Source organism: Chryseobacterium sp. 27AL (genome assembly GCF_057815395.1).
The window spans coordinates 15,433-37,302 of sequence record NZ_JBYRIW010000015.1; the positions used below are offsets into that span (position 1 = coordinate 15,433).

General features: G+C 33.2%; 21 protein-coding genes, 2 tRNA genes and 1 pseudogene. 4 read left to right on the plus strand and 20 right to left on the minus strand.

What is annotated here, in order from left to right:
* Nucleotides 1–2: 2 nt before the first annotated feature.
* Genes AC3WV0_RS15920 through AC3WV0_RS15930 form a run of 3 tightly spaced genes read left to right on the plus strand, consistent with a single transcriptional unit; the run spans nucleotide 3 to nucleotide 3,483 of the window.
* Nucleotides 3–1,451: an ABC transporter permease gene (locus AC3WV0_RS15920; RefSeq protein WP_488847073.1), complete on the plus strand. Its 1,449-nt coding sequence runs from the start codon at nucleotides 3–5 to the stop codon at nucleotides 1,449–1,451.
* The gene (locus tag AC3WV0_RS15925) at nucleotides 1,448–2,794 is read left to right on the plus strand and encodes a DUF3526 domain-containing protein (RefSeq protein WP_488847074.1); all 1,347 of its coding nucleotides are present in this window, start codon (nucleotides 1,448–1,450) and stop codon (nucleotides 2,792–2,794) included. Before AC3WV0_RS15920 ends, AC3WV0_RS15925 begins: the two co-directional genes overlap by 4 nt.
* Nucleotides 2,788–3,483, plus strand: a complete 696-nt coding sequence (locus AC3WV0_RS15930; protein WP_488847075.1) for an ABC transporter ATP-binding protein — start codon at nucleotides 2,788–2,790, stop codon at nucleotides 3,481–3,483. Before AC3WV0_RS15925 ends, AC3WV0_RS15930 begins: the two co-directional genes overlap by 7 nt.
* A gap of 350 nt (nucleotides 3,484–3,833) precedes the next feature.
* Here the strand turns inward: AC3WV0_RS15930 and AC3WV0_RS15935 are convergent.
* From AC3WV0_RS15935 to AC3WV0_RS15980, 10 genes and pseudogenes are all read right to left on the minus strand, one after another.
* A tRNA-Asp gene (locus tag AC3WV0_RS15935) sits at nucleotides 3,834–3,907 on the minus strand.
* A 293-nt stretch (nucleotides 3,908–4,200) separates the two neighbouring features.
* The gene (locus AC3WV0_RS15940) at nucleotides 4,201–5,388 is read right to left on the minus strand and encodes a glycosyltransferase family 4 protein (RefSeq protein ID WP_488847076.1); all 1,188 of its coding nucleotides are present in this window, start codon (nucleotides 5,386–5,388) and stop codon (nucleotides 4,201–4,203) included.
* Nucleotides 5,389–5,393: 5 nt separating this feature from the next.
* A complete protein-coding gene (locus AC3WV0_RS15945) occupies nucleotides 5,394–5,930 on the minus strand; it encodes a CatB-related O-acetyltransferase (RefSeq protein ID WP_052198471.1) in 537 nt (178 codons plus the stop codon).
* Complete coding sequence (locus AC3WV0_RS15950) at nucleotides 5,927–7,036, minus strand: glycosyltransferase family 4 protein (RefSeq protein WP_488847077.1); 1,110 nt, start codon at nucleotides 7,034–7,036, stop codon at nucleotides 5,927–5,929. Before AC3WV0_RS15950 ends, AC3WV0_RS15945 begins: the two co-directional genes overlap by 4 nt.
* Before the next feature lie 141 nt (nucleotides 7,037–7,177).
* Nucleotides 7,178–8,053 carry a hypothetical protein gene (locus tag AC3WV0_RS15955; RefSeq protein ID WP_488847078.1) on the minus strand — a complete coding sequence of 292 codons (876 nt, stop codon included), beginning with the start codon at nucleotides 8,051–8,053 and terminating at the stop codon, nucleotides 7,178–7,180.
* A complete protein-coding gene (locus AC3WV0_RS15960) occupies nucleotides 8,007–9,254 on the minus strand; it encodes an O-antigen ligase family protein (RefSeq protein WP_488847079.1) in 1,248 nt (415 codons plus the stop codon). The genes AC3WV0_RS15955 and AC3WV0_RS15960 overlap by 47 nt, the downstream gene beginning before the upstream one ends.
* Nucleotides 9,232–10,377, minus strand: a complete 1,146-nt coding sequence (locus tag AC3WV0_RS15965; protein ID WP_488847080.1) for a glycosyltransferase family 4 protein — start codon at nucleotides 10,375–10,377, stop codon at nucleotides 9,232–9,234. The genes AC3WV0_RS15960 and AC3WV0_RS15965 overlap by 23 nt, the downstream gene beginning before the upstream one ends.
* On the minus strand, nucleotides 10,374–11,819 hold the full coding sequence (locus AC3WV0_RS15970) for a lipopolysaccharide biosynthesis protein (RefSeq protein WP_488847081.1): 1,446 nt from the start codon (nucleotides 11,817–11,819) through the stop codon (nucleotides 10,374–10,376). The genes AC3WV0_RS15965 and AC3WV0_RS15970 overlap by 4 nt, the downstream gene beginning before the upstream one ends.
* Before the next feature lie 91 nt (nucleotides 11,820–11,910).
* A complete protein-coding gene (locus AC3WV0_RS15975) occupies nucleotides 11,911–13,077 on the minus strand; it encodes a nucleotide sugar dehydrogenase (RefSeq protein ID WP_488847082.1) in 1,167 nt (388 codons plus the stop codon).
* 238 nt (nucleotides 13,078–13,315) lie between these two features.
* A pseudogene (locus AC3WV0_RS15980) lies at nucleotides 13,316–13,668 on the minus strand (polysaccharide biosynthesis protein); the annotation flags it as partial.
* 451 nt (nucleotides 13,669–14,119) lie between these two features.
* Here AC3WV0_RS15980 and AC3WV0_RS15985 point away from each other — a divergent pair.
* Complete coding sequence (locus tag AC3WV0_RS15985; RefSeq protein ID WP_488847083.1) at nucleotides 14,120–14,287, plus strand: hypothetical protein; 168 nt, start codon at nucleotides 14,120–14,122, stop codon at nucleotides 14,285–14,287.
* 441 nt (nucleotides 14,288–14,728) lie between these two features.
* Here the strand turns inward: AC3WV0_RS15985 and AC3WV0_RS15990 are convergent.
* From AC3WV0_RS15990 to AC3WV0_RS16035, 10 genes are all read right to left on the minus strand, one after another.
* Nucleotides 14,729–14,802, minus strand: a tRNA-Asp gene (locus AC3WV0_RS15990).
* A 128-nt stretch (nucleotides 14,803–14,930) separates the two neighbouring features.
* Nucleotides 14,931–15,248 (minus strand): thioredoxin, encoded by a 318-nt coding sequence (trxA, locus tag AC3WV0_RS15995; protein WP_089999586.1) that lies wholly within the window; start codon nucleotides 15,246–15,248, stop codon nucleotides 14,931–14,933.
* An 85-nt stretch (nucleotides 15,249–15,333) separates the two neighbouring features.
* The gene (locus AC3WV0_RS16000; protein WP_488847084.1) at nucleotides 15,334–16,509 is read right to left on the minus strand and encodes a cysteine desulfurase family protein; all 1,176 of its coding nucleotides are present in this window, start codon (nucleotides 16,507–16,509) and stop codon (nucleotides 15,334–15,336) included.
* A 109-nt stretch (nucleotides 16,510–16,618) separates the two neighbouring features.
* Entirely contained in the window at nucleotides 16,619–17,206 is a 588-nt protein-coding gene (locus AC3WV0_RS16005) for an HAD family hydrolase (protein ID WP_488847085.1), read from the minus strand.
* Nucleotides 17,207–17,287: 81 nt separating this feature from the next.
* A complete protein-coding gene (locus AC3WV0_RS16010) occupies nucleotides 17,288–18,013 on the minus strand; it encodes an SDR family NAD(P)-dependent oxidoreductase (protein WP_488847086.1) in 726 nt (241 codons plus the stop codon).
* Nucleotides 18,014–18,016: 3 nt separating this feature from the next.
* Nucleotides 18,017–19,333, minus strand: coding sequence for an FAD-binding oxidoreductase (locus AC3WV0_RS16015; RefSeq protein WP_488847087.1), 1,317 nt, complete (start codon nucleotides 19,331–19,333; stop codon nucleotides 18,017–18,019).
* Nucleotides 19,330–20,217, minus strand: a complete 888-nt coding sequence (locus AC3WV0_RS16020) for a decaprenyl-phosphate phosphoribosyltransferase (RefSeq protein WP_488847088.1) — start codon at nucleotides 20,215–20,217, stop codon at nucleotides 19,330–19,332. Before AC3WV0_RS16020 ends, AC3WV0_RS16015 begins: the two co-directional genes overlap by 4 nt.
* A gap of 104 nt (nucleotides 20,218–20,321) precedes the next feature.
* Nucleotides 20,322–21,011 carry a YiaD family glycine zipper/OmpA-like lipoprotein gene (locus tag AC3WV0_RS16025; protein WP_089999592.1) on the minus strand — a complete coding sequence of 230 codons (690 nt, stop codon included), beginning with the start codon at nucleotides 21,009–21,011 and terminating at the stop codon, nucleotides 20,322–20,324.
* 20 nt (nucleotides 21,012–21,031) lie between these two features.
* The gene (locus AC3WV0_RS16030) at nucleotides 21,032–21,526 is read right to left on the minus strand and encodes a hypothetical protein (protein ID WP_488847089.1); all 495 of its coding nucleotides are present in this window, start codon (nucleotides 21,524–21,526) and stop codon (nucleotides 21,032–21,034) included.
* A gap of 112 nt (nucleotides 21,527–21,638) precedes the next feature.
* Nucleotides 21,639–21,845 (minus strand): hypothetical protein, encoded by a 207-nt coding sequence (locus AC3WV0_RS16035; RefSeq protein ID WP_488847090.1) that lies wholly within the window; start codon nucleotides 21,843–21,845, stop codon nucleotides 21,639–21,641.
* Nucleotides 21,846–21,870 lie beyond the last annotated feature (25 nt).

The following is a 21,870-nucleotide window of genomic DNA, read 5'->3' on the forward strand; positions in this document are numbered from 1 at the left end:
ATATGGATTTTTCAAACTTTAAACTCATTGTAAGAAAAACCCGGCAGGACTTACTGAAAAGCAGGCAAAACCTGCTCATTGCCGTCACCGTTCTCCTGTTTTGCTTTTTAAGCATCATAATCGGATTTACCAAATACAGTGAAAACTATTCAAAAGTAAAAGAATACCGCCAGGAAACCCGTGAAAACTGGGAACACAGGCCCGACAAGCATCCGCACAGGATGGCACATTACGGCTATCTTGTTTTCAGGATCGGGCATCCGCTGAGTATTTTTGATAACGGCCTGGATGATTATCTTGGAAATGTTATTTTCCTGGAGGCTCACAAACAGAATACTGCCAATCTCTCTGAGGCGGGAAGTTCCGGAGTTCTCGTTCGTTTCGGAGCATTCAGCACCGCATTTATCCTGCAGGCAATTGTTCCGCTGATCATTTTATTTCTGGGATTCGGACTTGTTGTTAAGGAACGAGAAGATGCCACGCTGAAGATCCTTACTGTTCAGGGGGCATCGACGAGAGCTATATTATGGGGGAAGATTCTTGGGCTCTGGCAGTTTTCATTACTGTTTTTACTTCCTCTGATTCCTGTCGTCTTATTGATGGGACTCATGCCTGAAGCAAGTGATTTCACTGATATTTTATCAAGAATGCTGGTGATATTTCCCGCCTATATGGTGTACTATTTTTTCTTCAGCACTTTAACAGTTTTACTATCTGCAGCAAGCCAAACTTCGTCTTCAGCTTTAATCAGTTTAATCGGTTCATGGCTGATTCTCGTGATCTTTTTACCGAAAGGAGTTCAGTTTGCTGCTCAGAACCTTTATCCTACTCCATCCAGAATTGCTTTTGAAACCAGCGTCGAAGAAGATGTCCTGAAAGTAGGTGACAGTCACAATCCCGATGATCCGCATTTTAAGCATATTAAAGACTCTTTACTGGCAAAATATAAGGTAAAGACAACCGACGAGCTACCTGTAAATTATGGCGGAATTGTGATGAAAGAAGGAGAAAGAATCAGCTCCAAACTGTATGTGGAACATTTGAAAAAACTTCAGGAACAGTATAACCGCCAACAAAAACTGAATGAGACTTTCGGGTTTATCAATCCGGTGATGGCGATTAAAAACCTTTCAATGACGGCTTCGGGAACGGATTATTTTGCATATCAGCAATTTCAGAACCAGGCGGAAGAATACCGTTATACACTCGCGCAGCGAATGAACGACCTGCAGATTAAGCAGATCAGCAACATTAAACCGAAACCAGGAGAAAAGCAGGCAATGGTGAGCAAGGAAAACTGGCAGAAATTCCCGGATTTTCAATATGAGTTCACTTCCCTAAAAGCAAGTCTGAGCAATCAGCTTCTTCCTTTGCTGGCAATTGTTTTCTGGCTTTTTGTCTGTATACTGATGGTTGAATTAAGTGCTAAAAATTTAAAATTAATCTCATGAATCATTATTTATATAAACAGTTTTACCGAAATAAAGCCTACATCATTTCTTTAATAATACTGCTTCTGGCTGGCTTAAGCTCTTTGTACACCGGTAAAAAATTTCTTGACAGAAACGAAGATATTATTGCTAAAAGCGCAATGTATCAAAAAAACAGCCTTGAGAAAAATGTGGCTTTACACAGTGACGACATTGGCCTTTTGCTTTATTATGTTAAATTTAACCTCGTTAATGAAATGCCCAAACTCGCCGCTTTGAATATCGGGTTGAGAGATCTGAACCCTTCCATAAAAGGCGTCACCATACGAAACCTGGAAGAACAGAAAAACAATTCCGATTTTTTCAATCCGGCCAATGCCGCAGTAGGAAATTTCGACTTTGCTTTTGTGCTGGTTTTTCTTTTTCCGCTGGTGATTATTGCATTTTGCTATAACATCATTTCCGAAGACCAGGAAAAAGGTACCTGGAAACTGCTTTCTGTACAGAGTCAAAATGTAAGAAAACTGATTGATGCTAAACTGCTGATTCGTTTACTGGCAGTAAGTTCTATTTACCTTTTATTGCTACTCATTGCTGTTCTTTACATTAAAATCCCGATTGATCCGGCTTTTATTATCTTTACTTTGTCAGGCCTGCTCTATCTGATCTTCTGGCTTGCCTTATGCCGGTGGATCATCGGTTTCCAGAAATCGTCCTCATGGAATGCTTTGACCCTGGTAATTTTCTGGATGAGTATGAATTTCATTATTCCGATGACGGGAAACATGATCATTCAGAAAGTAATTCCCGTGAAAGAAGGCTTGCAGGCACAGATTGAGCAGCGCGAGGGCTATCATAACAAATGGGATGAGGCTAAGGTTCCCACGATGAATAAATTCCATAAAATTTATCCGCAGTTCAGTAAATATTCCGTTTCAGAAGACAGTGGCTACTCTTACACGTGGTATTACGCCATGCAGCACATGGCGAATGTTGAATCGGCGGAATCTTCAAAACAATATCGTGAAAAAATGCAGAACAGAAACAATGCAGCTGTTTATTTGGGATATCTTTTACCAAATATCCAGACACAGCTGGTTCAGAGTAAGGTTGCCAAAACCGGCATGGAAAACCAACTGAATTACGCCGAAGCTTTAAAGAATTTCCATGAGAAACAAAGGCTTTATTTTTATCCGTATATTTTTGAAAACGTAAACGGAAAAGTCATCGACTGGACCAGACAAACCGTAAAAACCTTTACTGATCAGGAGAAACCCAATATATTAGCGGCGTTTCTTCCTTATCTGATTTTCATTTTTTTATTGCTAATCCTTTCACAAAATACATTCAGAAAGCTATGTTAAAAACCATCAATCTTCACAAAAAATACAACGATTTTACTGCATTACAATCTCTTAATCTGGAAATCCGGGAAGGTGAAATCTTTGCGCTTCTGGGGCAAAACGGAGCCGGAAAAAGTACAACAATCAATATTCTGTTGGGTTTAATTAAAGCCACTTCCGGAGATGCATACATCAACAATATTTCGGTAAAAGACCATCCGGAAAAAATTAAAAAACATTTGGCTTACATTCCTGAAACCGTTTTGCTCTATTCCAATCTTACCGGAATTGAAAATCTTGATTTCTTTTCAAAAATTGCAGGCTTCCATTACTCTAAAACAGAACTTTCCGCGCTTCTGAAGCGTACGGGATTGCAGGAAACTGCTCATGAAAAACCTTTAGGCGGCTATTCCAAAGGTATGCGGCAAAAAGTAGGGATTGCTATTGCGCTGGCCAAAGATGCCAAAGTTCTCCTTCTTGATGAACCAACCAGCGGACTCGACCCGATTGCCACTGCAGAATTCACTGAAATAGTGCGTCAATTGGGAAAAGAAGGAAGAACAGTTCTAATGGCAACCCACGATATTTTCAACGCCGTAAGTGTGGCTACCAATATTGGAATTATGAAGCAAGGTGAACTTGTACAAAATCTCCCCTCAAAAACCTTTTCGGCTGACGAGCTGCAGGAATTGTATTTGAAGACAATTTAAAAATTCTTAAAATCAAATTTCTGTTTCTATGCTGCAAAATTTGGCTTTTATTTAATAGATGAAAATATTTACGTATGAAAAAAGCAGATAATCGGAAGATTTTCTGCTTTTCTATTATACTCTATTAAAGCAGAAGCAAAATTCTCGTACAATCTATATAAGAAAAACTCAGATACCATTCATTGCAATTTCCATTGACTTATAACGGTATATATAGTTTTCTATATTTTATCATTCGTTTTGTAACCGATAACATTTATGATTTCAGTTTATCCTTTTGAACAGATAAAACAAAAAACGCTTTAAAACATCTGTTTTTAAAGCGTTTCTCACTATTCTGATAATAGTTGCGATCCGGACGGGACTCGAACCCGCGACCTCCGCCGTGACAGGGCGGCATTCTAACCAGCTGAACTACCGGATCAATTTTTTAAGGTAGCATTTGATTTTTAACTGGTGCAAATATATAGATTTTTTTAACTTTTCCAAAGAAACGTATTTCTTTTCTTTCAAAGTTATTGTTAAGATACAGATTGTCAAAGATAAAAAAATTAATATAGAGCTGTACTTAATACTCTTCTGCCCTATTTTACTTAGAAAATTTAAGAAAGTCGATTATAAAAAACACAAAAAAAATCAACATTCTTGTTACTTTAAATTCTAAGATAACCCTTTATCTATAATTTGTACATACAATAGATTCTTTCTCTTGATCATTTATTCTGTTTGTTCGATGACTTCAACAAATTTTTTACACAAAATGGATTTATCATAAACTGTTTCAGCCAATTTCCTTGCATTCTGTCCCATTTCCTTTACCAATTCAGGATTGTCTTTCAGATAGAGTACTTTTTGTGCAAGTTCTTCCGGACGGTTTGGGTTTACATAAAATCCGCAATGATATTTTTCGGCTATATCTTTCGTCCAGCCGGCAGAGTTTACAATAATTGGTTTTCCTGCAGACAACGAATCGAAAAGCTTGTTTGGAGAATTGGTATACAAAATAGGAATATCCAAAAAGGAAATCATCGAAACATCCGAAAAATTGACAATTTCAGATACGTCAGTCATAGGGAACTTTCCGAGAAATTTCACATTTTTAAGATTGCTTTTTTCTACTTCTTCTATCAAATCTTTTTCGGTAGAACCTCCTCCTACAAACAAAAATTCTATATCTTCTCTATTGTTTAATAATTTGGCGGATTCAACAATTGTCTGAGCCCCATTTGCCAACCCCAAAGAACCAAAGTGAACTATTTTGAAGGAATCTTTTTTTAAGCCGAGCTTTTCCATCAGTTGATCATTTTTTCCCCTAGGCCAGAATTCGTCCATTTTAGCCATATTAGGAATCATGGATGTTTTTTCTTTAGGAATATACTTTACAACTCCAGCCTGCATACCAGGAGAAAGAGCAATAACATGGGAAGCATTTTTATAAATCACTTTTTCCAGCAGACGAGTCGTTTTTATTGCCCAACTATTTTTTATGGCCCCCATCTGTATTGGCACCTCCGGCCAGAGGTCTCTTACTTCAAAAACAAAAGGCTTCTTTTTAAACCACTTTAATATCAGTGCCGGAATACCTATTGTAAGAGGAGTAGATGTAGCAATTACCAAATCGATATCTTTCTGTTTCATTCCTACTACAGATGATTTGTACATAAATTTCAAGAAGGCCTTTAACCTTCTGGAAACACTCATATTCTGGTCGTAGTCTTCTTTTATATAAACGACTTCAATACCATCAATGTTTACCACTTTAATATCCTCTGAAAATTTCGACGATGAGGTGAGCATAGTAACTTTATGCCCGTTTTTAATAAGTTCTTGTGCCAGCCAGTACGATCTTGTTCCTCCTGGCTCCTGAGGAGTTACGAAATATTGGTGGATGTATAGGATATTCATTATTGTTATATATTTTCTAGTAGTTTTTTTGCTTCATTTGGATCTTCGAGCCAAAACTTAGATTCTTGCAGCTTTTTGAATAATTCAGGATTCATTCTTTCTTTAAATACCTTTGCTGGATTTCCGAAAACTATGGTATTTGGAGGGACATCTTTATTTACAAAAGACATTGCTCCTATTACAGAGCCATCTCCAATTGTAACTCCTTGTTTTATTATTGATCCTGCAGCAATCCAAACATCATTACCTATATTGGTTTTTTTGTTGGATATTGCTTTGTTGCTCAAAAAAGTTGAAGTAGAGTGCCACCAAAAAGCATGCTCCATTCCTCCAATTTGAACACCGGCAGCAATTGAGCAATAATTTCCTATATCGGCATTATTCATTACTGTATTACATGCTATATAGCAACATTTACCAATTTTAGAATTTGAAATTTTACTATTATTAGAAATTCTAGTTGTCGAATGAATATTATTATTTTTAATATAATTAAGAGGTAATCTCAAAATATATAATAAGAAGAAATAACACTTTCTCATTGCAATTCTTTATATAGTTGTTTATATTTTTCAGCAATGGTAGGCCAAAAAAATCTATCAAAATCGATAGTATTAATAGCATCATATCGACTATTGATAAGTTTTTCTATTTGTTTTACTACGTTTGTGATGCTATTTGAATCTACCTTCTCTCCTATTTCAAAAGGGAACATTTCATCTACTCCCTGCCCTTTTGTGTATAAAAGTGGTTTCCCCTGACTTAGTGCCTCAATAAAGACTAAGCCGAATGTTTCAGTATGTGAAATCATTGAAAAATAGTCAACTGAATTAAAAATATTTTCAAGATTCTTATTATCAAAAATCTCCCCATGATAAATAATCCAGTCTGATAATTTTACTTTATCCATTACATTTTGATGCCTGGCTCCCGTGCCACCAACCAGATGCAGGTGTATAGGAATTTTTTTATTTTCTCTTACTTCTGATAAAGCTTCAATTAAAGTTTCAGTATTCTTATTTTTATCAAATCTGCCAATGAATAAAAAATCATACTTATTTTCAATAGGATTATAGTTTTTCTTCCTATTGAGCCAAAACTCATTAATCCCATTATTGATGACAATAATTTTTTGTAATATATCATCCTTAATTTTCTGTATTGGTCTTAAGGCTAAAAAAGCATTTTTATTGGACTCACTTATAAACACTATTTTTTTAGCATTTTTTAAAATGTCTAAACCTATTGGAATTAATTCTTTTCTTTTATGGAAATAAAAATTGATATCAGTATTTCTTACAGCGACGATATATGGTACTTTATGGGCTTTATATAGCTTCAAAGCTATGGCTCCATCGCTAAACAATGTCGTTGCATGCGTTAATTCAATTTCTTTTACGTTTATTTTCTTTAATAAGCTTTTATATAGATATAAAATCTTATAGGGAAACAATACTCTATGAAGCAGGTTTATTTTTTTAGAATAAACAAATTCAGAAGATTGATTATCAAAATGATTATTTCCTATCTGTTTATTGTTTCTTAATGGTATAAAGATCTTTTGTTTAATATTTAATTTATCTAAATTTGAGTACAATTCTTTATGTACTTTAGTTAAATTAAAATCGTTCGTAATATGAAGTATCATTATGGATAAATTGAATTAAACTGCAGCTCTAACGAAGAGTTGCTAATTTTATTACTGTAATTTGTAAGGTTTTTCTCGAACATTGAACATAAATATTTAGGAATAGATTAATTTCAATAATGTTGATTATTTAATTACTAATTAATCTAATAGCTCAACATATTCTTTTGTTATTATATTTCTATTCGAATTTGCATTATTACGATTATTCTTCTCTGATTTTGATTCGATATTGTACGCTTTTGGCACATTACCCGGAGCCCACCATATAAGTCCACTAATTCTTCGGTCTTTATACTGAAACTTCTTAATATAATTTATCTTTTCTTCAAATTCTTGTTTAGGAATTAATCCCCCTCCATATTTTTTATTATTAGGATGTACAACCTCCCATATAAATGGAATCACTGGTTTATTTAGACGTAGTCCATAATCCAAAGAAACATTCAGTTGGTTTTTCAAATACTGATAGTTATTTGACCTTCCCTTTTCTATATCTAAAAAATCAAAATACATCGAAGGACATATAACATCAACCTTACTTAATATTCTATCAAATTTATTTTTCTCATTATATGCTGCATTTATATTGATAAAAACTTTGAATGGTAACCCATAAATACCTAACTTTTGAGAAGGATATAAACGTTTTATAAAATCTATTAACTTTATAAATTCAGCTTCAGCATTTATAAACTCATTGGTTTCTACTTTCTTTTTTAAATTCCAAAAATCTTCTTTTTCCCAGTCTATGATAAGTAAGTCTGGCTTACTTTTTAGAATTTTAGCAAGATTATTTTTAACAACAGCCTCATTTACTTTACCCTTATTGTCCACAATACTCGAATTAGTAATCAATTCGACACTTTTATACTTCCTACTTTCTAAAAAATTCTGTACTTCAGCATTATATCTATTTTTAAAAAAATAAATAGTATTCGATTGTGCATTTAGTATGCTAGCACAAAAATTAAGTAAGCTGAGTAATACTATTTTTTTTACTTTTATTGTTTTCATACACCCAATAATAATTTAATAACAAAAACGAATAATACCACAAATTTTGATTTGTATAAAAAGACTTAGAAAATAAACCAAAAGCAAAAAACTGAAGGAAGAGTAAAAAGATCCATCCATGTTTCTGATTGTCTTTTAATACTATAAAACCTTTCTTGAAAATATTATATATCCATATAAATAGAAATATTGTACCAAAAACTCCAGTAACCATTAAGCTCTCTAAAATGATATTATGCGGATAAAATCCTTTCATTTTTCCTTCCGTAACTAGAAATGCATCTCCAAAGAAAGGGGAGTTATTAATTTGCTTAATGACTTGTTCATACAAAATATCTCTACCAGAATATTTTTTATTTTTAATAGCATCAACTAATCTATATATTAATTTATTATCAACTGTAGAAAAAAAATTAATAATATTATCCCAAAAAGCGACAAGAGGTAAAACTACTAAACCGGTTATAAAGGCTATCTTAAAAAATCCTTTTCTAACAGCAATAAGAATATAAACAGAAATGAATAGTGATATTAATGGACTTCTACTCCCTGACATAAATATTACTATAATTCCAAGTGCAATACCAGAAAGAAAAAGTTTACTTTTTTTTTGATACATATATCTGTAAAACGATAAAATAGAAAAGGAAACTCCCAAATGTCCAAATGCAAGAGCACCTATTGTTTTATTTGCCCCAGCACGTAAACTAGTTTCACCAACATCTTCATCCGCTATTATATTCCCAAATATTAAATTATTTGCTAATGAAAGTAAAATAATTATAGCTAAGAGAGTATAAGACCATTTTAAAACCCAATCATAGTTTACTTGTTTCATATAAAAAATTGCAAGTGCAGGTAACAGACATAAGCCATATAGATAAATTAAGTAACTTGTGGGATTTGGAAAAGTATTAGTATAAATTCTATTTATAAACAAGTCATACATCATCCTTAAACTGTAAAGAATAAGAAATATCAGTAATGGAATACTTACTTTTTTAGACTTGGGAATTCTATCTAATGATGTAAGAATTATAATTAACGATAAAGCAAAACTAATAATGTTTGCAAGCCAGAGAAATATTTGAGCGCTAGCATTCAAATATGTGGGAACAAAGCTAATAAGCTGTATTCCAAATAAAAGATATACAATATAAAAGCTATTAATAGACTTTTTATTTATGCTTGCTATATTCATTCTGTATTATCTTTATAAACCTTTGGACATTATTTTCAACAGTAAATTCCCTAGACTTTTCTTTACTTTTCTCACCCATTTTTTGTAATTCTAATATGGGTTTATTACTTTGTCTAAAAGTATCTATATAGTCTTCAATTGTCGGATTTTTTACAATCCAGCCATTTACTCCATGATCTATCATTTCAAGAGGACCACCTAAACCATAAGCCATTACAGGTTTTGAGGAACCAATGCCTTCTGCTACACTAATCCCAAATGCTTCTGCTTCTTGTCCACCATTGATTAAAACATCGATTGATGCATAGAAATCTTTAACATTATCTATTTCTCCTATATATATTATATTTTTATTAAACGATTGTTCATATTTAGAAGTTATAGAATCCCAATAATTTTTATCAACAATCTTTCCTGCTATTATAAGATAATTGTTTTCATTTATATTACTATTTAAAAATGAATCAATTACAAGATGTTGCGCTTTTCCAGGATATATTCTTGCCGCAACACCAAAAACACAAGCCTCATTTGGTATTCCATATTTATTTCTAAATGTTCTTTCATCTTTTAATGAAGATGTGCGCTGTTCATCGAAGCCTGGATATACCACATATTTACAAATTGAGCCTAAAGTGGATTGTGTATATTTACTATTAGCTACAGGTATTATTTTTAAATATTTCAGCAATATTGTATATATGGCCTTTAAAAATTTACTTTTAATTACTCCAGGAATATGCCAATAAACTGGTACTTTAAAATATTTACCAATTTCATTTGCCATAAAATTGTAATACTGTCTCCTGAAAATAACAGCCTCATAACTATTGTTTTTAAAATAATCGATTACACTTATTTTCCGTTGTTTACCTTCTTTTCTAGAAGAAAAAACATCTATAACTCTATTATAAATACTTCCACTTTTATAACTATCTATTTCAGAAATACAAATAGTATTTTCCTTTCCTACAAAACTTATGTATTTGTGTTTATTATCTCCCTCTCCTAATATTACAAGGTCAACATGGACTCCCTGCTTTTGGAATTCCTTAATAAATTGTCTTTCACAATTAAAAACACCTCCACTATCTTTGCTATTTACTATTTTTAGAATTCTCATCTTTTAATAAATTTTAGTACTAATTTTTTTGTTTCAAAGAATATGTGATTCTTAAAGATATAGGAGGACAATATATAAGTCATAAAAAGAAGTATTAGAAATATCCCAACATATAAAATATTAGAATTTTCGTTTAGAGTATATAAATAAATGCAGAAAGCTATTATTGACCAACAAGAAATAAGAATCATTGTTGGCATAATATCTTTTATAAATGCCAATAATGAATAATTAATTTCCTTACCTACATAGTATTCGATAATTAAAAAAGAAATAACATATGATATGGATTGAGCCCACACCATAACATCCAAACCAAATCTAAAAGTAAGTACAATAGCTAAAGCAAAAATAATACGTTTAACAAAGTTTAATCTTAAAATCATACCCGGCTTATTTTTAATACGAAGTATATTTAAATTGAACCGCTGCATAGGGTTGAAGATACCTGCAATTAATAAGATTTGAAAAAAAGGAATCATAAGATCCCATTTATCAGTTAGTAAGAATCTAAAAATAGGTTTTGCTGCAATACTTATAAGAATCATAATAGGTGAAAGCCAATAAAAAATCATCACCAAAAGAGTTCTATAAGAATACAATAACTCTTTTTCTTTATCTTGAAGTTCGGCAAACATTGGATAGGTCACTTTTTCTAAGGTAGAAGATAAAATCCGACCTGGTAATAACTGAAATTGTTCTGCTCTATTATAAAAACTTAATTGAGAAATTGAATAGAATTTCCCTATTATAATGTTATAAATATTATCAAATAACGCATTAAAAACATTAGTTATAGAGATTTTAAATCCAAAATCAAAGTGATATCTAAATAAATCCTTTTTAAAAACAAAATCAGGTCTCCAACTAGAAGTAATCCAATACATGAACGTATACACTAAAGATTGAATAATGTTCATATATACTAAACTCCATATTCCATAACCATTTATTGCAAAAAATATTCCACTCACACCACTTACCAATAATGATGGTAATTCTATAAATGTAAGCTTCTTGAATTTCATGGATCTAATTAAAAATGCAGCTTGGACAGAGGCAAATGATCTTATTACAAATGAAATGGCAAAAATCTTGATTAATAAATCCAACTCTGCAATTCCATAAAATTCCGCTATAAAGGGTGAAATACAAAAAACAACTAAATAAATAGCTAAACTAAAAACAAGATTAGTAAAAAAAACAGTTGAAAAATCATCATTCTTAGGTTCCTTCATTCTAATCAATGATGAATTCATCCCTCCTTCCATTAAATAAATTCCAACAATAAAAAATATTTGTAATAAAGCCATTATACCAAAAATCTTAGGATCTAAAATTCTGGCTAAAGCTATTTGAATAATGAGATTAATAACCTGAACTCCTAATGAATTTATAGAAGCCCAAATGATCCCGCTTACAGATTTTACAAATAATTTCATTTTATATTATTGGAGGATTTAGAAAATAGATGATTAAATTATCACTAAGTAATAATTGGATTTATTAAAAATATATTCCTTATAAAATTTACTAATCATTACCAAATAGATCCCTCGTATATACTTTTTCCTGTACATCAGCAAGTTCCGATGCATTACGATTAGAAATAATGACATCGCATTCTTTCTTGAAAAGTTCTAAATCTTTTACTACTCTGGAACCGAAAAAAGACTCTTCATTAAGGGCCGGCTCAAACACTTCCACTTCTACTCCCTTAGCTTTAATCCTTTTCATTACTCCCTGTATGGCAGATGCTCTGAAATTGTCGGAGCCTGCTTTCATGATCAGGCGGTAAACACCTACCTTTTTTGGTTTTCTGGCAAGTACAGAATCTGCTATAAAGTCCTTACGGGTCCTGTTGGCATCTACAATTGCCTGGATAATATTATTGGGAACAGCGTTATAATTTGCCAAAAGCTGTTTGGTATCTTTAGGCAGGCAGTATCCTCCGTATCCAAAAGACGGATTATTATAATGTGAACCAATTCTTGGGTCCAGTCCAACACCTTCTATAATCTGGCGGGTTTCCAGTTCATGAATCTGAGCATAGCTGTCTAATTCGTTGAAATAAGCCACACGCAATGCTAAGTAGGTATTTGAAAACAATTTAATTGCCTCTGCTTCTGTAGGATTTGTAAATAAAACCGGAATATCTTTTTTTATGGCACCTTCTTTCAGTAATTCTGCAAAAATCCTCGCTCGCTCGCTCTGCTCCCCGACAATAATTCTCGAAGGATATAAATTATCATACAGGGCTTTGCCTTCTCTTAAAAATTCAGGAGAAAACACCACATTATTTATATTTATTCTGCTTTTTAACTCTACAGTATAACCCACCGGAACCGTAGATTTAATAATAATTACAGCTTCAGAATTATATTCTGCAATTTCATTTATTACATTTTCAACACTGCTTGTATCGAAATAATTTGTTGTAGGATTATAATCTGTTGGTGTGGCAACAATAATATATTCAGCTTTATCATAAGCTTCCTTTCTATCTAAAGTAGCTTTAAAATTAAGATGTTTCGTACTTAAAAATGTACTGATCTCTTCATCCTCTATAGGAGATTTTTTAGAATTAAGCAATTCTACTCTCTCCTGAACAATATCTAAAGCTACAACTTCATTATGTTGGGCCAATAAGATGGCATTAGACAAACCTACATATCCTGTTCCTACGACTGCTATTTTCATTTTCTATTTTTTTATAAACGATTATCGTAAATCTATCTGAACTAAATTTAATTTAAGATACCTAATAGGAAGAAAACTAACCACATAAGTATTCTATATTTATAAAAAGTTTACGAATGTGAGTGGTATTTAATCTTTATATTTAAATCAATTCTCTCTAGCAATTTTCATTCCGTTTGGAATTAATAGCAAAATTATTATTTTATATCAGTTTTTCATGTATTTTATTCTTTAATTTTCATTCATATGCTTCATGTTTAGATATCTTGTCAAGAATTTCAAATTCAGAGTTATTGCTTTTAAATTCCGGCACAATTATTTTTAATATTCTCACAATCTGTAACTATCTTTATTCATTGCTGAAAGAATAATTTGCGAGCACAAAATATCTATATCTTCAAACGTCATCAATGGATCTCTGGATATCATAATTTTCTCATGATGGGTAGGAATAGTTGTAGAATTATCCGGTAAAAGTTCTTCATATAGTTTCTCATCAGGTCTTAACCCAATAAAATCAATTTTAATATCGATACCTGGAGTATATCCTGATAATTTGATCATTCTTTCCGCTAAATCCAAAATTTTAATTGTCGGACGATTCAGTAAATCTTCAATCTGAAGAGGACGGATACTTCTCACCTTATCATCCTCTTTTATGATATTGGTTACGGGTACTTTTAATACTTTCAATCCTTTATCCAATGCAAAGCTAGTCCATTCTTCTATCTCTTGCTTTGTCATCACATCTTTGATTAAAACCGCATCAAATTGTTCTTTCAGAGAATCACTCTTAAGAAATTGCTTTTTATTATAAATTTTATGGCCAAGCAACCTTGCTTTTTTAGAATCTGATCTTGCAGTGAGAAATCCTGCCAGCTGATAGGGATGATCGGGATTGTGAATAATAGCCTTTGCTAATGACACGGAAGTATCCTCTACTCCTACAATAGCAATTCTAGCTTTGGATAGAGTATCCTTAGAATCTATTAAGACACCGAAAAGCTTTTTGATTGCCATTCTGAAAAAAAACATCAGAAAAATGGAGACAAAGAAAAATAAAAAAAGAACAGAATATAAAAATACGGGTTTGCCCAATATCAGTTCTGACATAAAATTCAGTCCAAGCAAGACAATAAGAGCACTGCCTGAAGACCATACAATTTTAAAAAAGTCAAAAAAAGTAGAGTGCCTGATAATTCCTGCATAAGTTTTGAACAGAACAATACATAGAATATTAATAAGCACCACTGAAAATATCTTTTCCTTTTGATACTTAGTAAAGTTGAGTTTTACCTCCAGACTATTCAGAAGAAAATATGAAACTAAAATTGAAAAAAAAATGACTGAAACATCAATAAGAAAAACCGACCACTTGGGTATACATCTTAACTCCCTGATTTTAAAAAGATTCCCCATACACAAATAAACCTAAAGTATCTTTTTCATTATTTCAACAATTGGTGGTTTTATTATCAGGCGAAGATAATAATTATTATTAATATTTTTAATAGCATACGTTAATTTTTATTCAAAATATAAATTACTAGTGCCACAAAATATTTTAACCTAAAATTAATACGCATATTCCAAAAAAAAATACTGTAAAATAAGTATTTTACAGTATTTTGACTACTTTGATTAGTAGTTGCGATCCGGACGGGACTCGAACCCGCGACCTCCGCCGTGACAGGGCGGCATTCTAACCAACTGAACTACCGGATCAAATTTATTTAAAGAACTTTGTTTCTTTTTTGTGATTGCAAAACTACAACTTTTTTCCTTCCCTGCAAATTATTTCTCAAAAAAAAGCCTCCCAAAAGTGGAAGGCGTTCATTATCAAACTTATTATTTTATAAGTGTGCGCTTAATTTTTCAGCAATTACGTGCTTTGGAGCTACTCCTACTAATTTGTCAACAACCTCACCATTCTTAAAAATAAGAACCGTAGGAATATTTCTGATCCCATATTGCATAGAAATATCCTGATTGTTGTCTACATCTACTTTTCCAACTACTGCTTTTCCTTCAAAATCTGTTGCAACTTCTTCGATGATTGGTCCCAACGTTCTGCAAGGCCCACACCATACTGCCCAAAAGTCTACCAATACCGGCTTATCTGATTTTAAAACCGTTTCCTGAAATGAGCTGTCTGTAATTTCTAAAGCCATTTTGTTTCTTTTATTTTAATTAATATTATTTCTAAACCTATTATCCTTAATAAGACACCAAAATTACGCCATTTTGATGATAGAGTTATCTATGCTCAACATTTGTATTTTCTATAACAAAATCTTTAGAAATTTCCTGTAAAGCCTCCGCTAATGCGTCAATATCTTTCTTAGTAGTCAAATGGCTGAACGAAATACGCAAAGGGGTACAATGTTCCATTTCATCTTCTGATAAAACCATCATCATTACCATTGAAGGTTTTGATGCTCCCGAAGAACACGCACTTCCCTGTGAAATTGCAATTCCTTTCATATCCAGCTGAAGACCAATTAAAGGATTTTTATAAGGTAATAAAGCACTTAGAACGGTATAAAGACTACCTTCTCTTTCTGAGCTTCTTCCGTTAAATTTAATTCCCGGAACTGCTTCAGCAAGCTTTTCCACAGTATAGGCTTTAATATTCTGCATATGAGCTGCATATTCTTCCAGATGGTTCAGCGAAAGTTCCAGTGCTTTACCTAAACCAACGATTCCGGCTACATTTTCCGTTCCTGCACGTAAGCTTCTTTCCTGTGGACCTCCGGTAATAATTCCTTTTAATCCGCTTGATTTTCTGATAAATGCAAAACCAATCCCTTTAGGACCGTGGAATTTATGGGCACTACAAGATGCAAAATCTACCTGAATATCAGAGAAATCCAGCTCCATATGAGCCATAGTCTGTACCGTGTCCGAATGAAAGATTGCGCCATTCGCCTTACAAAGTTCTGCAACTTTTTTAATATCTGTGATATTACCAATTTCATTGTTGGCATGCATTAAACTTACCAATATTTTTTTATCTGATGCTTTCAGCAGTTGTTCCAGCTTTGCAAGATCGATATCTCCTTTTTCGTTAGGGCGTATATAATTTACTTCTACTCCCTTTCTGTTTTTCATGTCAAGAATACTTTCGGAAACACATTTATGTTCAAGAGGCGAACTGATAATCCTCTGTACTCCAAGATGTTCAACAGCAGATTTAATGATCATATTATTAGATTCCGTACCGCAAGATGTGAAAATGATTTCAGCGGGAGTAACGTGCAGATAATCTGCGACCTGTCTTCTTACATTTTCGATAAGAATTTTTGCTTCCTGTCCAAAACTGTGTGTTGAAGACGGATTTCCAAAATTCATTTTCATGGTTTCTACCATTGCATCGATAACTTCTTCTGAAAGAGGGGTTGTAGCAGCGTTATCTAAGTATATTTTATTCATTTTACTTTGAAGATTTATTTCTACGGAAACAGTTTATACTGAAAAATAGTAACACAGCAGATTTTAACCTTAAATATCAATTAGGTTACTTGATTTTCAGTACCCAAAATTAGTGAAAAAATTGATAATGTCCTTCATTTGCCCATTTAAGCATTGGCTTATCTCCTGAAGTATCACCAAAAGCAATGATTTTATCGTATTTCTGATTGATAATTTCTGTTTTTATTCTTTCTAATTTTTCCTGGCCGTTGCAGTTTCTCCCTATAAAATTACCTGTAAAAAGACCATTTCTAAATTCTGCTTTTGTTGCCACAAGCTGCATTTGGAATGCTTCAGCAAATGGTTTTGCCCATATATCAAGAGAAGCGGTTACTAAAAGACTCTGTGTATTTTCACGATCGATATTCTGAATAAAATCCAATGCATTTTCCCTTATAATTTTAGGATAATGCTGCTCAAAAAACAGCCTGGACTTTTTCTCTATTTTTTCTTGAGTCTGACCTTTAAGAATGGAGCCAATAAAACTTTTCTTTACTTTTTCGGTTTCAGCAAGTTTTAATTTTAATAAAACGAAAAGCGGAATATGCTTTAAAAACTGTAATCTGAATTTCACGGGATCATAAAATTTAAGATACATAAACATCGTATCTTTATAGGTCAAAGTCCCGTCAAAATCAAAACAATACAATTTCTTCATTGGAATTTCGTTTAATTTATCTTAACGTAAATGTCGTAAAGATATTTTTATAATCACTAAATATTCATTCAATATAAACATTTACAGCTTTAAATTTTTAAATATAAACTCCGGAATATTTCTGATAATTAACATTATTAATCTCCAAAGCGGCAGTACGTATACTATATTTTTCTTTTTTTGATAAGCCTTAAAAATACATTCAGCCGCCTGCGCAGGTGTTGCCGTAAGTTTCGGATTCAAAGGCAGGCCTTCTGTCATTTTGGTGGCCATAAATCCCGGTTTAACCGTAATGACATGAACTTTTTTATCGGAGAGATAATTTCTCAAACCGCTCAGATAGGCCGTAAAAGCCGCCTTTGCACTGCCATAAATAAAATTACTTTGCCTACCGCGATCTCCCGCTACAGACGAAAGGCCAATAATAGTTCCTGATCTTCTGTTTTCAAATTTCTGTGCAAAATAAGTCATTACCGGAATAAGCTTGGCATAATTGATGTCAATTATTTTTTCCGTATTCTTATGATCATACAGACCTTGTTCTGTGTCTTCTCCTAAATATCCTACGGCACAAAATAAAAGATTGGAATTGATATTTTCAAATTTACTGTAATCCGGATCTTTCAAAAGATCCATTTCAATCACTTCAGCCTGCTGAAGAAATTTCACGTCAATATGCCTTGCAAATCTCTCGGTTGTCTCTGTATTTGAAGTGATAAGATAAATTTTTTCAAATCTTTCTCCCTCTTTCAAAGCTTCTTCCACAAAAGCCTGTGCTACTTCCGATGTGCTTCCTAAAACAATCATTCGTTAGATATTATTTATGATTCTTTTGTGCTGCAAAGACACAAATTTTGAACTCTGAACATTTTTGAGATAATTGGTAAGTGATGACCTGCTCATACTGTCTTTGGTAAGATAAATTTTCCCATTATATTCCTCCACAATATCGTCTAATCGTTCAATAAGCTTTTTTAATTTAGAATTAACTTTAAAATCCAGGGCCAGCGAATATCCTTCAAAAGGAAAGGAATTATATGCCTGCGGATTTTCTTTTCCGTAAAGTTTTAAAACGGCAAGAAAAGATCCGTTTCCACTATTGGCAATGGTTTCCAATATCTTTTTCATTCCTTCTTTTCCTGATTCTTTCGGGATCATCATCTGATACTGGATAAACCCGGATTTGCCGTAGATTTTATTCCAGTCTTTTACAAAATCCAGAGGATAAAAGAAGGTTTCATAGTCAATAAAGTTTTTCACTTCTTTTTTGGACTGCTTTTTAAAGTAAAAATAATTGAAAATCCTTACGGTGAAAGCATTTAATACAAATCCCGGAAAATAGAATGGTACTGTAGGCTCAAACTTTTTCTTCAGTCGTAAAGGTTTATCTTTCAAATTTTGTGGCAGTTCATGTTGAAAAGCATGTTCCCCTCTCATTAAAATACTTCTTCCTATATTTTTACCTTTCTGCAGACAATCGATCCATGCAACAGTATAAGTCCACTTTTCACTTTCTTCAAATAATCTGAAAATTTCATCAAGGTTTTCTGCCTTTATACTTTCCTGGCGGATGTATGCAGACTGAATATTTTTCAGCTTAAATTTAGCGCTAAGGATAATGCCTGTAAGGCCCATTCCTCCTATCGTTGTCCAGAATTTATCTGAATTTTCATCTCTTGAACAGGTAATGATATCTCCATTTTCGATCATTAGTTTAAAATCAATCACATATTCGGAAAAACATCCTTCCGAATGATGATTTTTACCATGAACGTCCGAAGCAATCGCACCACCTACGGAAACAAACTTGGTTCCTGGTGTTACATAAAGAAAATATCCCTGCGGGACAGCTATTTCCAGAACATCGGAAAGCAGAACACCGGATTCGCATTCAATGATACCATTCAGGCGGTCAAAGCTGATGAATTTATTTAATTTTTTTGTTGAAAATATATGCTCACCCAAGGAAGCATCGCCGTAACATCTTCCGTTGCCTCTTGCTATAACTTCATTATTATTAAGTACGAATTCCTTTATCTTTTGGAAGCTGTCTTCAGATTTCATTTCCTTCTCAACCACCGGATAATTTCCCCAATTGGTTACTTTCTGTATAAAATTCGGCTTCATTTCTTAAAATAAATTTGAATTAAAAATGCAGCCAACCACAGTACTAAAGTAACCTGAATATATCTGTCACGATATACAATCTTGGTAGGAGATTCTGTCCTGTTGTATACCAGCGTTTGTTGTAAATACCGCAAAAAGGCGAACACGACAAAGATAACTGTGTAAAAAACCCGCTGATGGAATTTTGCCTGAACTTCCGGAGACAGCGTAAACATTAAATAACAGATAATGGCAAGCGTAACAGAAATGGAAAGCGTAATATCGGCAAACTGAACATTATAGCCATCCAAAGCCTTCCTTGTTTTTCCGGAAACCTGGGCATTAATGAGCTCTCCTCTCCTTTTTCCGACAGCAAGCACTAAAGCAAGAACGAAAGTCAGTAATATTGCCCATTGCGAAATACTGATTCCTGTGATATAACCTCCTGCCAACACCCTTAGGACAAATCCCAAGGCGATAATAAAGATATCAATGATAGGAACGTGTTTTAATCTGAAGGTATAGGCAAGATTCATTAAAAAATAAGATCCTACAATGATCGCAAATTTCCATAAATTCTCGTGAAAATAAGCCTGTGCAAAAAAGACCAATGCAATATCTGCAGCAATTAATCCTATAAAAATACTTATTGCCTGAGATTTTGAGATTGCCCCGCTCGCCAGAGGCCGTCTTCTTTTTTCGGGATGTTGTCTGTCTGCCTCGATATCGTTATAATCATTCAGAATATAAACGATGCTGGCTGCCAGAGAGAAAATGACAAAAGCGAAAATACTTTTAGTAAGTAAATCGACATTTTTGATATTGCCGGAGAAAAATAATGGAACAAAAACAAACAGGTTTTTTACCCATTGCTCTACACGGAGCAGTTTTAAATATTTCTTCATTTATGTATTTCTAATGCAAAAATAATGATTTTAAAGAATATCACCATAAAAATACAAAAATAACCGCAAATGCGGTTATTAAGAAAATATTTATATGTTAATAATTATTGCCCGTTCTGAGCGTCATTAATCATTTTCTCGTTAGCAGTGATGGCAAATTCCACTCTTCTGTTTTTTGCTCTGCCTGCGTCAGTATCATTAGTAGCGACCGGCATGCTTTCTCCTTCACCTTTTGCAAACAGTCTGCTGGAAGCAATTCCCTTTCCTACGAGATACGATTTTACAGAATTTGCTCTTCTCTCAGACAATGACATATTGTATGAATCTGATCCTTTACTATCGGTGTGTCCGTAAATATTAATATTTGTATCAGGGTTATTTACAAGAACCTGCGATAATTTATCAAGATTGGCTTTAGCAGTGCTGGTAAGGGCAGAAGAATCAAAATCGAAATTAACGATACTTTCATTTAAAGTAATTTTAATACCGTCACCTACTCTTTCTACTTCGGCACCAGGTAGGGTTTCTTTAATTTCTCTCGCTTGTTTATCCATTTTAGAACCGATTACATTACCGGCAACACCGCCAATAACACCACCTAAAACAGCGCCTATTGCTCCGTTTCCTCCTTTTCCAACATTATTCCCAAGGATTCCCCCGATTACAGCTCCTGATGCGACCCCAACTGCTGTACCTCTCTGTTGGTGATTTGAATTCTGTACTGCTTCACAGCTTGTCAGCAACAAAGCTGATGATAAGAATAAGCCTCCTATATATGTTTTTGTAAACTTCATTGTATTTATTTTTATGTTAATTATTTCATTCCGGTTCTTTCAAAGTTGTAAACAACTCTTACATTTTCTCCGTCGAAAGGAATGTTTTGCTCTAATGAAAACTGGTCGGTTGTTTGATTGGTGAGGGTAAGGGTGTAGCCAGCCGTATTCTGTTTTGCTTTTGTACCGTCAGCAATTTTTTTGAAATTAAAAGTATTTCCACTTACTACATCTACTTTGATAGGCTGCGTAAATCCAGCTCCGCAAGTTCCGCCGCCGTTTACAGTATATGCCCCTGTCCAGTTGTTAGGAATCAGTCTCCAGTGACTTCCTACGAAACACTGTGCATCGACACCGTCATCAAATGGTTTTACTTTGAACTGTTTATCATAATTGATACTGACAATCTGCCAGTCACCTTTCATTTTAAGGAATTCTGATCTTTGATTTTGGGCTGCTTTTGCGTTTTTCACTCCGGAACAAGACACTGCAAAAAGTGATGCTCCTAACATCCCTGCAAATAGTAACTTTTTCATTTTGTAGTTTATTATTTTTTGTTAGAATAAAATTATAAAAAACTGTGCCAAAAATGAAAGATATAAACAAAAAAAAGTCCGAAAATTTCGGACTTCTAATTCTTTGTAATTTTTAACAAACTCGTGGATGGTACGTTAAAACCCATTTTCCATCGTCTTCACCTCCTGTATCAAGACTACTTCCTGGAGATGTATCATCACCGTAATTTACATACTCCATAGTGTAGTAACCTCCAGTGCAACCTCCTTGTCCACCTGATAATTTTTTTAGTTCATCTCTTGTTAAAGTTTTGAGCTTTGATAATTTGTTTTTTTTCATATTATTTTTTTAAATACAGTTCTAA

Bases quoted from the DNA above. Each gene is read 5' to 3' on its own strand.
- AC3WV0_RS16030 (WP_488847089.1), bottom strand. From the start codon at position 21,526: ATGAAAAAGTTACTATTTGCAGGGATGTTAGGAGCATCACTTTTTGCA.
- AC3WV0_RS15945 (WP_052198471.1), bottom strand. From the start codon at position 5,930: ATGAGAAAGTGTTATTTCTTCTTATTATATATTTTGAGATTACCTCTT.
- AC3WV0_RS15965 (WP_488847080.1), bottom strand. From the start codon at position 10,377: ATGAGAATTCTAAAAATAGTAAATAGCAAAGATAGTGGAGGTGTTTTT.
- AC3WV0_RS15930 (WP_488847075.1), top strand. From the start codon at position 2,788: ATGTTAAAAACCATCAATCTTCACAAAAAATACAACGATTTTACTGCA.
- AC3WV0_RS15940 (WP_488847076.1), bottom strand. From the start codon at position 5,388: ATGAATATCCTATACATCCACCAATATTTCGTAACTCCTCAGGAGCCA.
- AC3WV0_RS15975 (WP_488847082.1), bottom strand. From the start codon at position 13,077: ATGAAAATAGCAGTCGTAGGAACAGGATATGTAGGTTTGTCTAATGCC.
- AC3WV0_RS16025 (WP_089999592.1), bottom strand. From the start codon at position 21,011: ATGAAGTTTACAAAAACATATATAGGAGGCTTATTCTTATCATCAGCT.
- AC3WV0_RS15920 (WP_488847073.1), top strand. From the start codon at position 3: ATGGATTTTTCAAACTTTAAACTCATTGTAAGAAAAACCCGGCAGGAC.
- AC3WV0_RS15950 (WP_488847077.1), bottom strand. From the start codon at position 7,036: ATGATACTTCATATTACGAACGATTTTAATTTAACTAAAGTACATAAA.
- AC3WV0_RS16000 (WP_488847084.1), bottom strand. From the start codon at position 16,509: ATGAATAAAATATACTTAGATAACGCTGCTACAACCCCTCTTTCAGAA.
- AC3WV0_RS15985 (WP_488847083.1), top strand. From the start codon at position 14,120: ATGGAGACAAAGAAAAATAAAAAAAGAACAGAATATAAAAATACGGGT.
- AC3WV0_RS16005 (WP_488847085.1), bottom strand. From the start codon at position 17,206: ATGAAGAAATTGTATTGTTTTGATTTTGACGGGACTTTGACCTATAAA.
- AC3WV0_RS15970 (WP_488847081.1), bottom strand. From the start codon at position 11,819: ATGAAATTATTTGTAAAATCTGTAAGCGGGATCATTTGGGCTTCTATA.
- AC3WV0_RS15925 (WP_488847074.1), top strand. From the start codon at position 1,448: ATGAATCATTATTTATATAAACAGTTTTACCGAAATAAAGCCTACATC.
- AC3WV0_RS16010 (WP_488847086.1), bottom strand. From the start codon at position 18,013: ATGATTGTTTTAGGAAGCACATCGGAAGTAGCACAGGCTTTTGTGGAA.
- AC3WV0_RS16035 (WP_488847090.1), bottom strand. From the start codon at position 21,845: ATGAAAAAAAACAAATTATCAAAGCTCAAAACTTTAACAAGAGATGAA.
- AC3WV0_RS15960 (WP_488847079.1), bottom strand. From the start codon at position 9,254: ATGAATATAGCAAGCATAAATAAAAAGTCTATTAATAGCTTTTATATT.
- trxA (WP_089999586.1), bottom strand. From the start codon at position 15,248: ATGGCTTTAGAAATTACAGACAGCTCATTTCAGGAAACGGTTTTAAAA.
- AC3WV0_RS16020 (WP_488847088.1), bottom strand. From the start codon at position 20,217: ATGAAGAAATATTTAAAACTGCTCCGTGTAGAGCAATGGGTAAAAAAC.
- AC3WV0_RS15955 (WP_488847078.1), bottom strand. From the start codon at position 8,053: ATGAAAACAATAAAAGTAAAAAAAATAGTATTACTCAGCTTACTTAAT.
- AC3WV0_RS16015 (WP_488847087.1), bottom strand. From the start codon at position 19,333: ATGAAGCCGAATTTTATACAGAAAGTAACCAATTGGGGAAATTATCCG.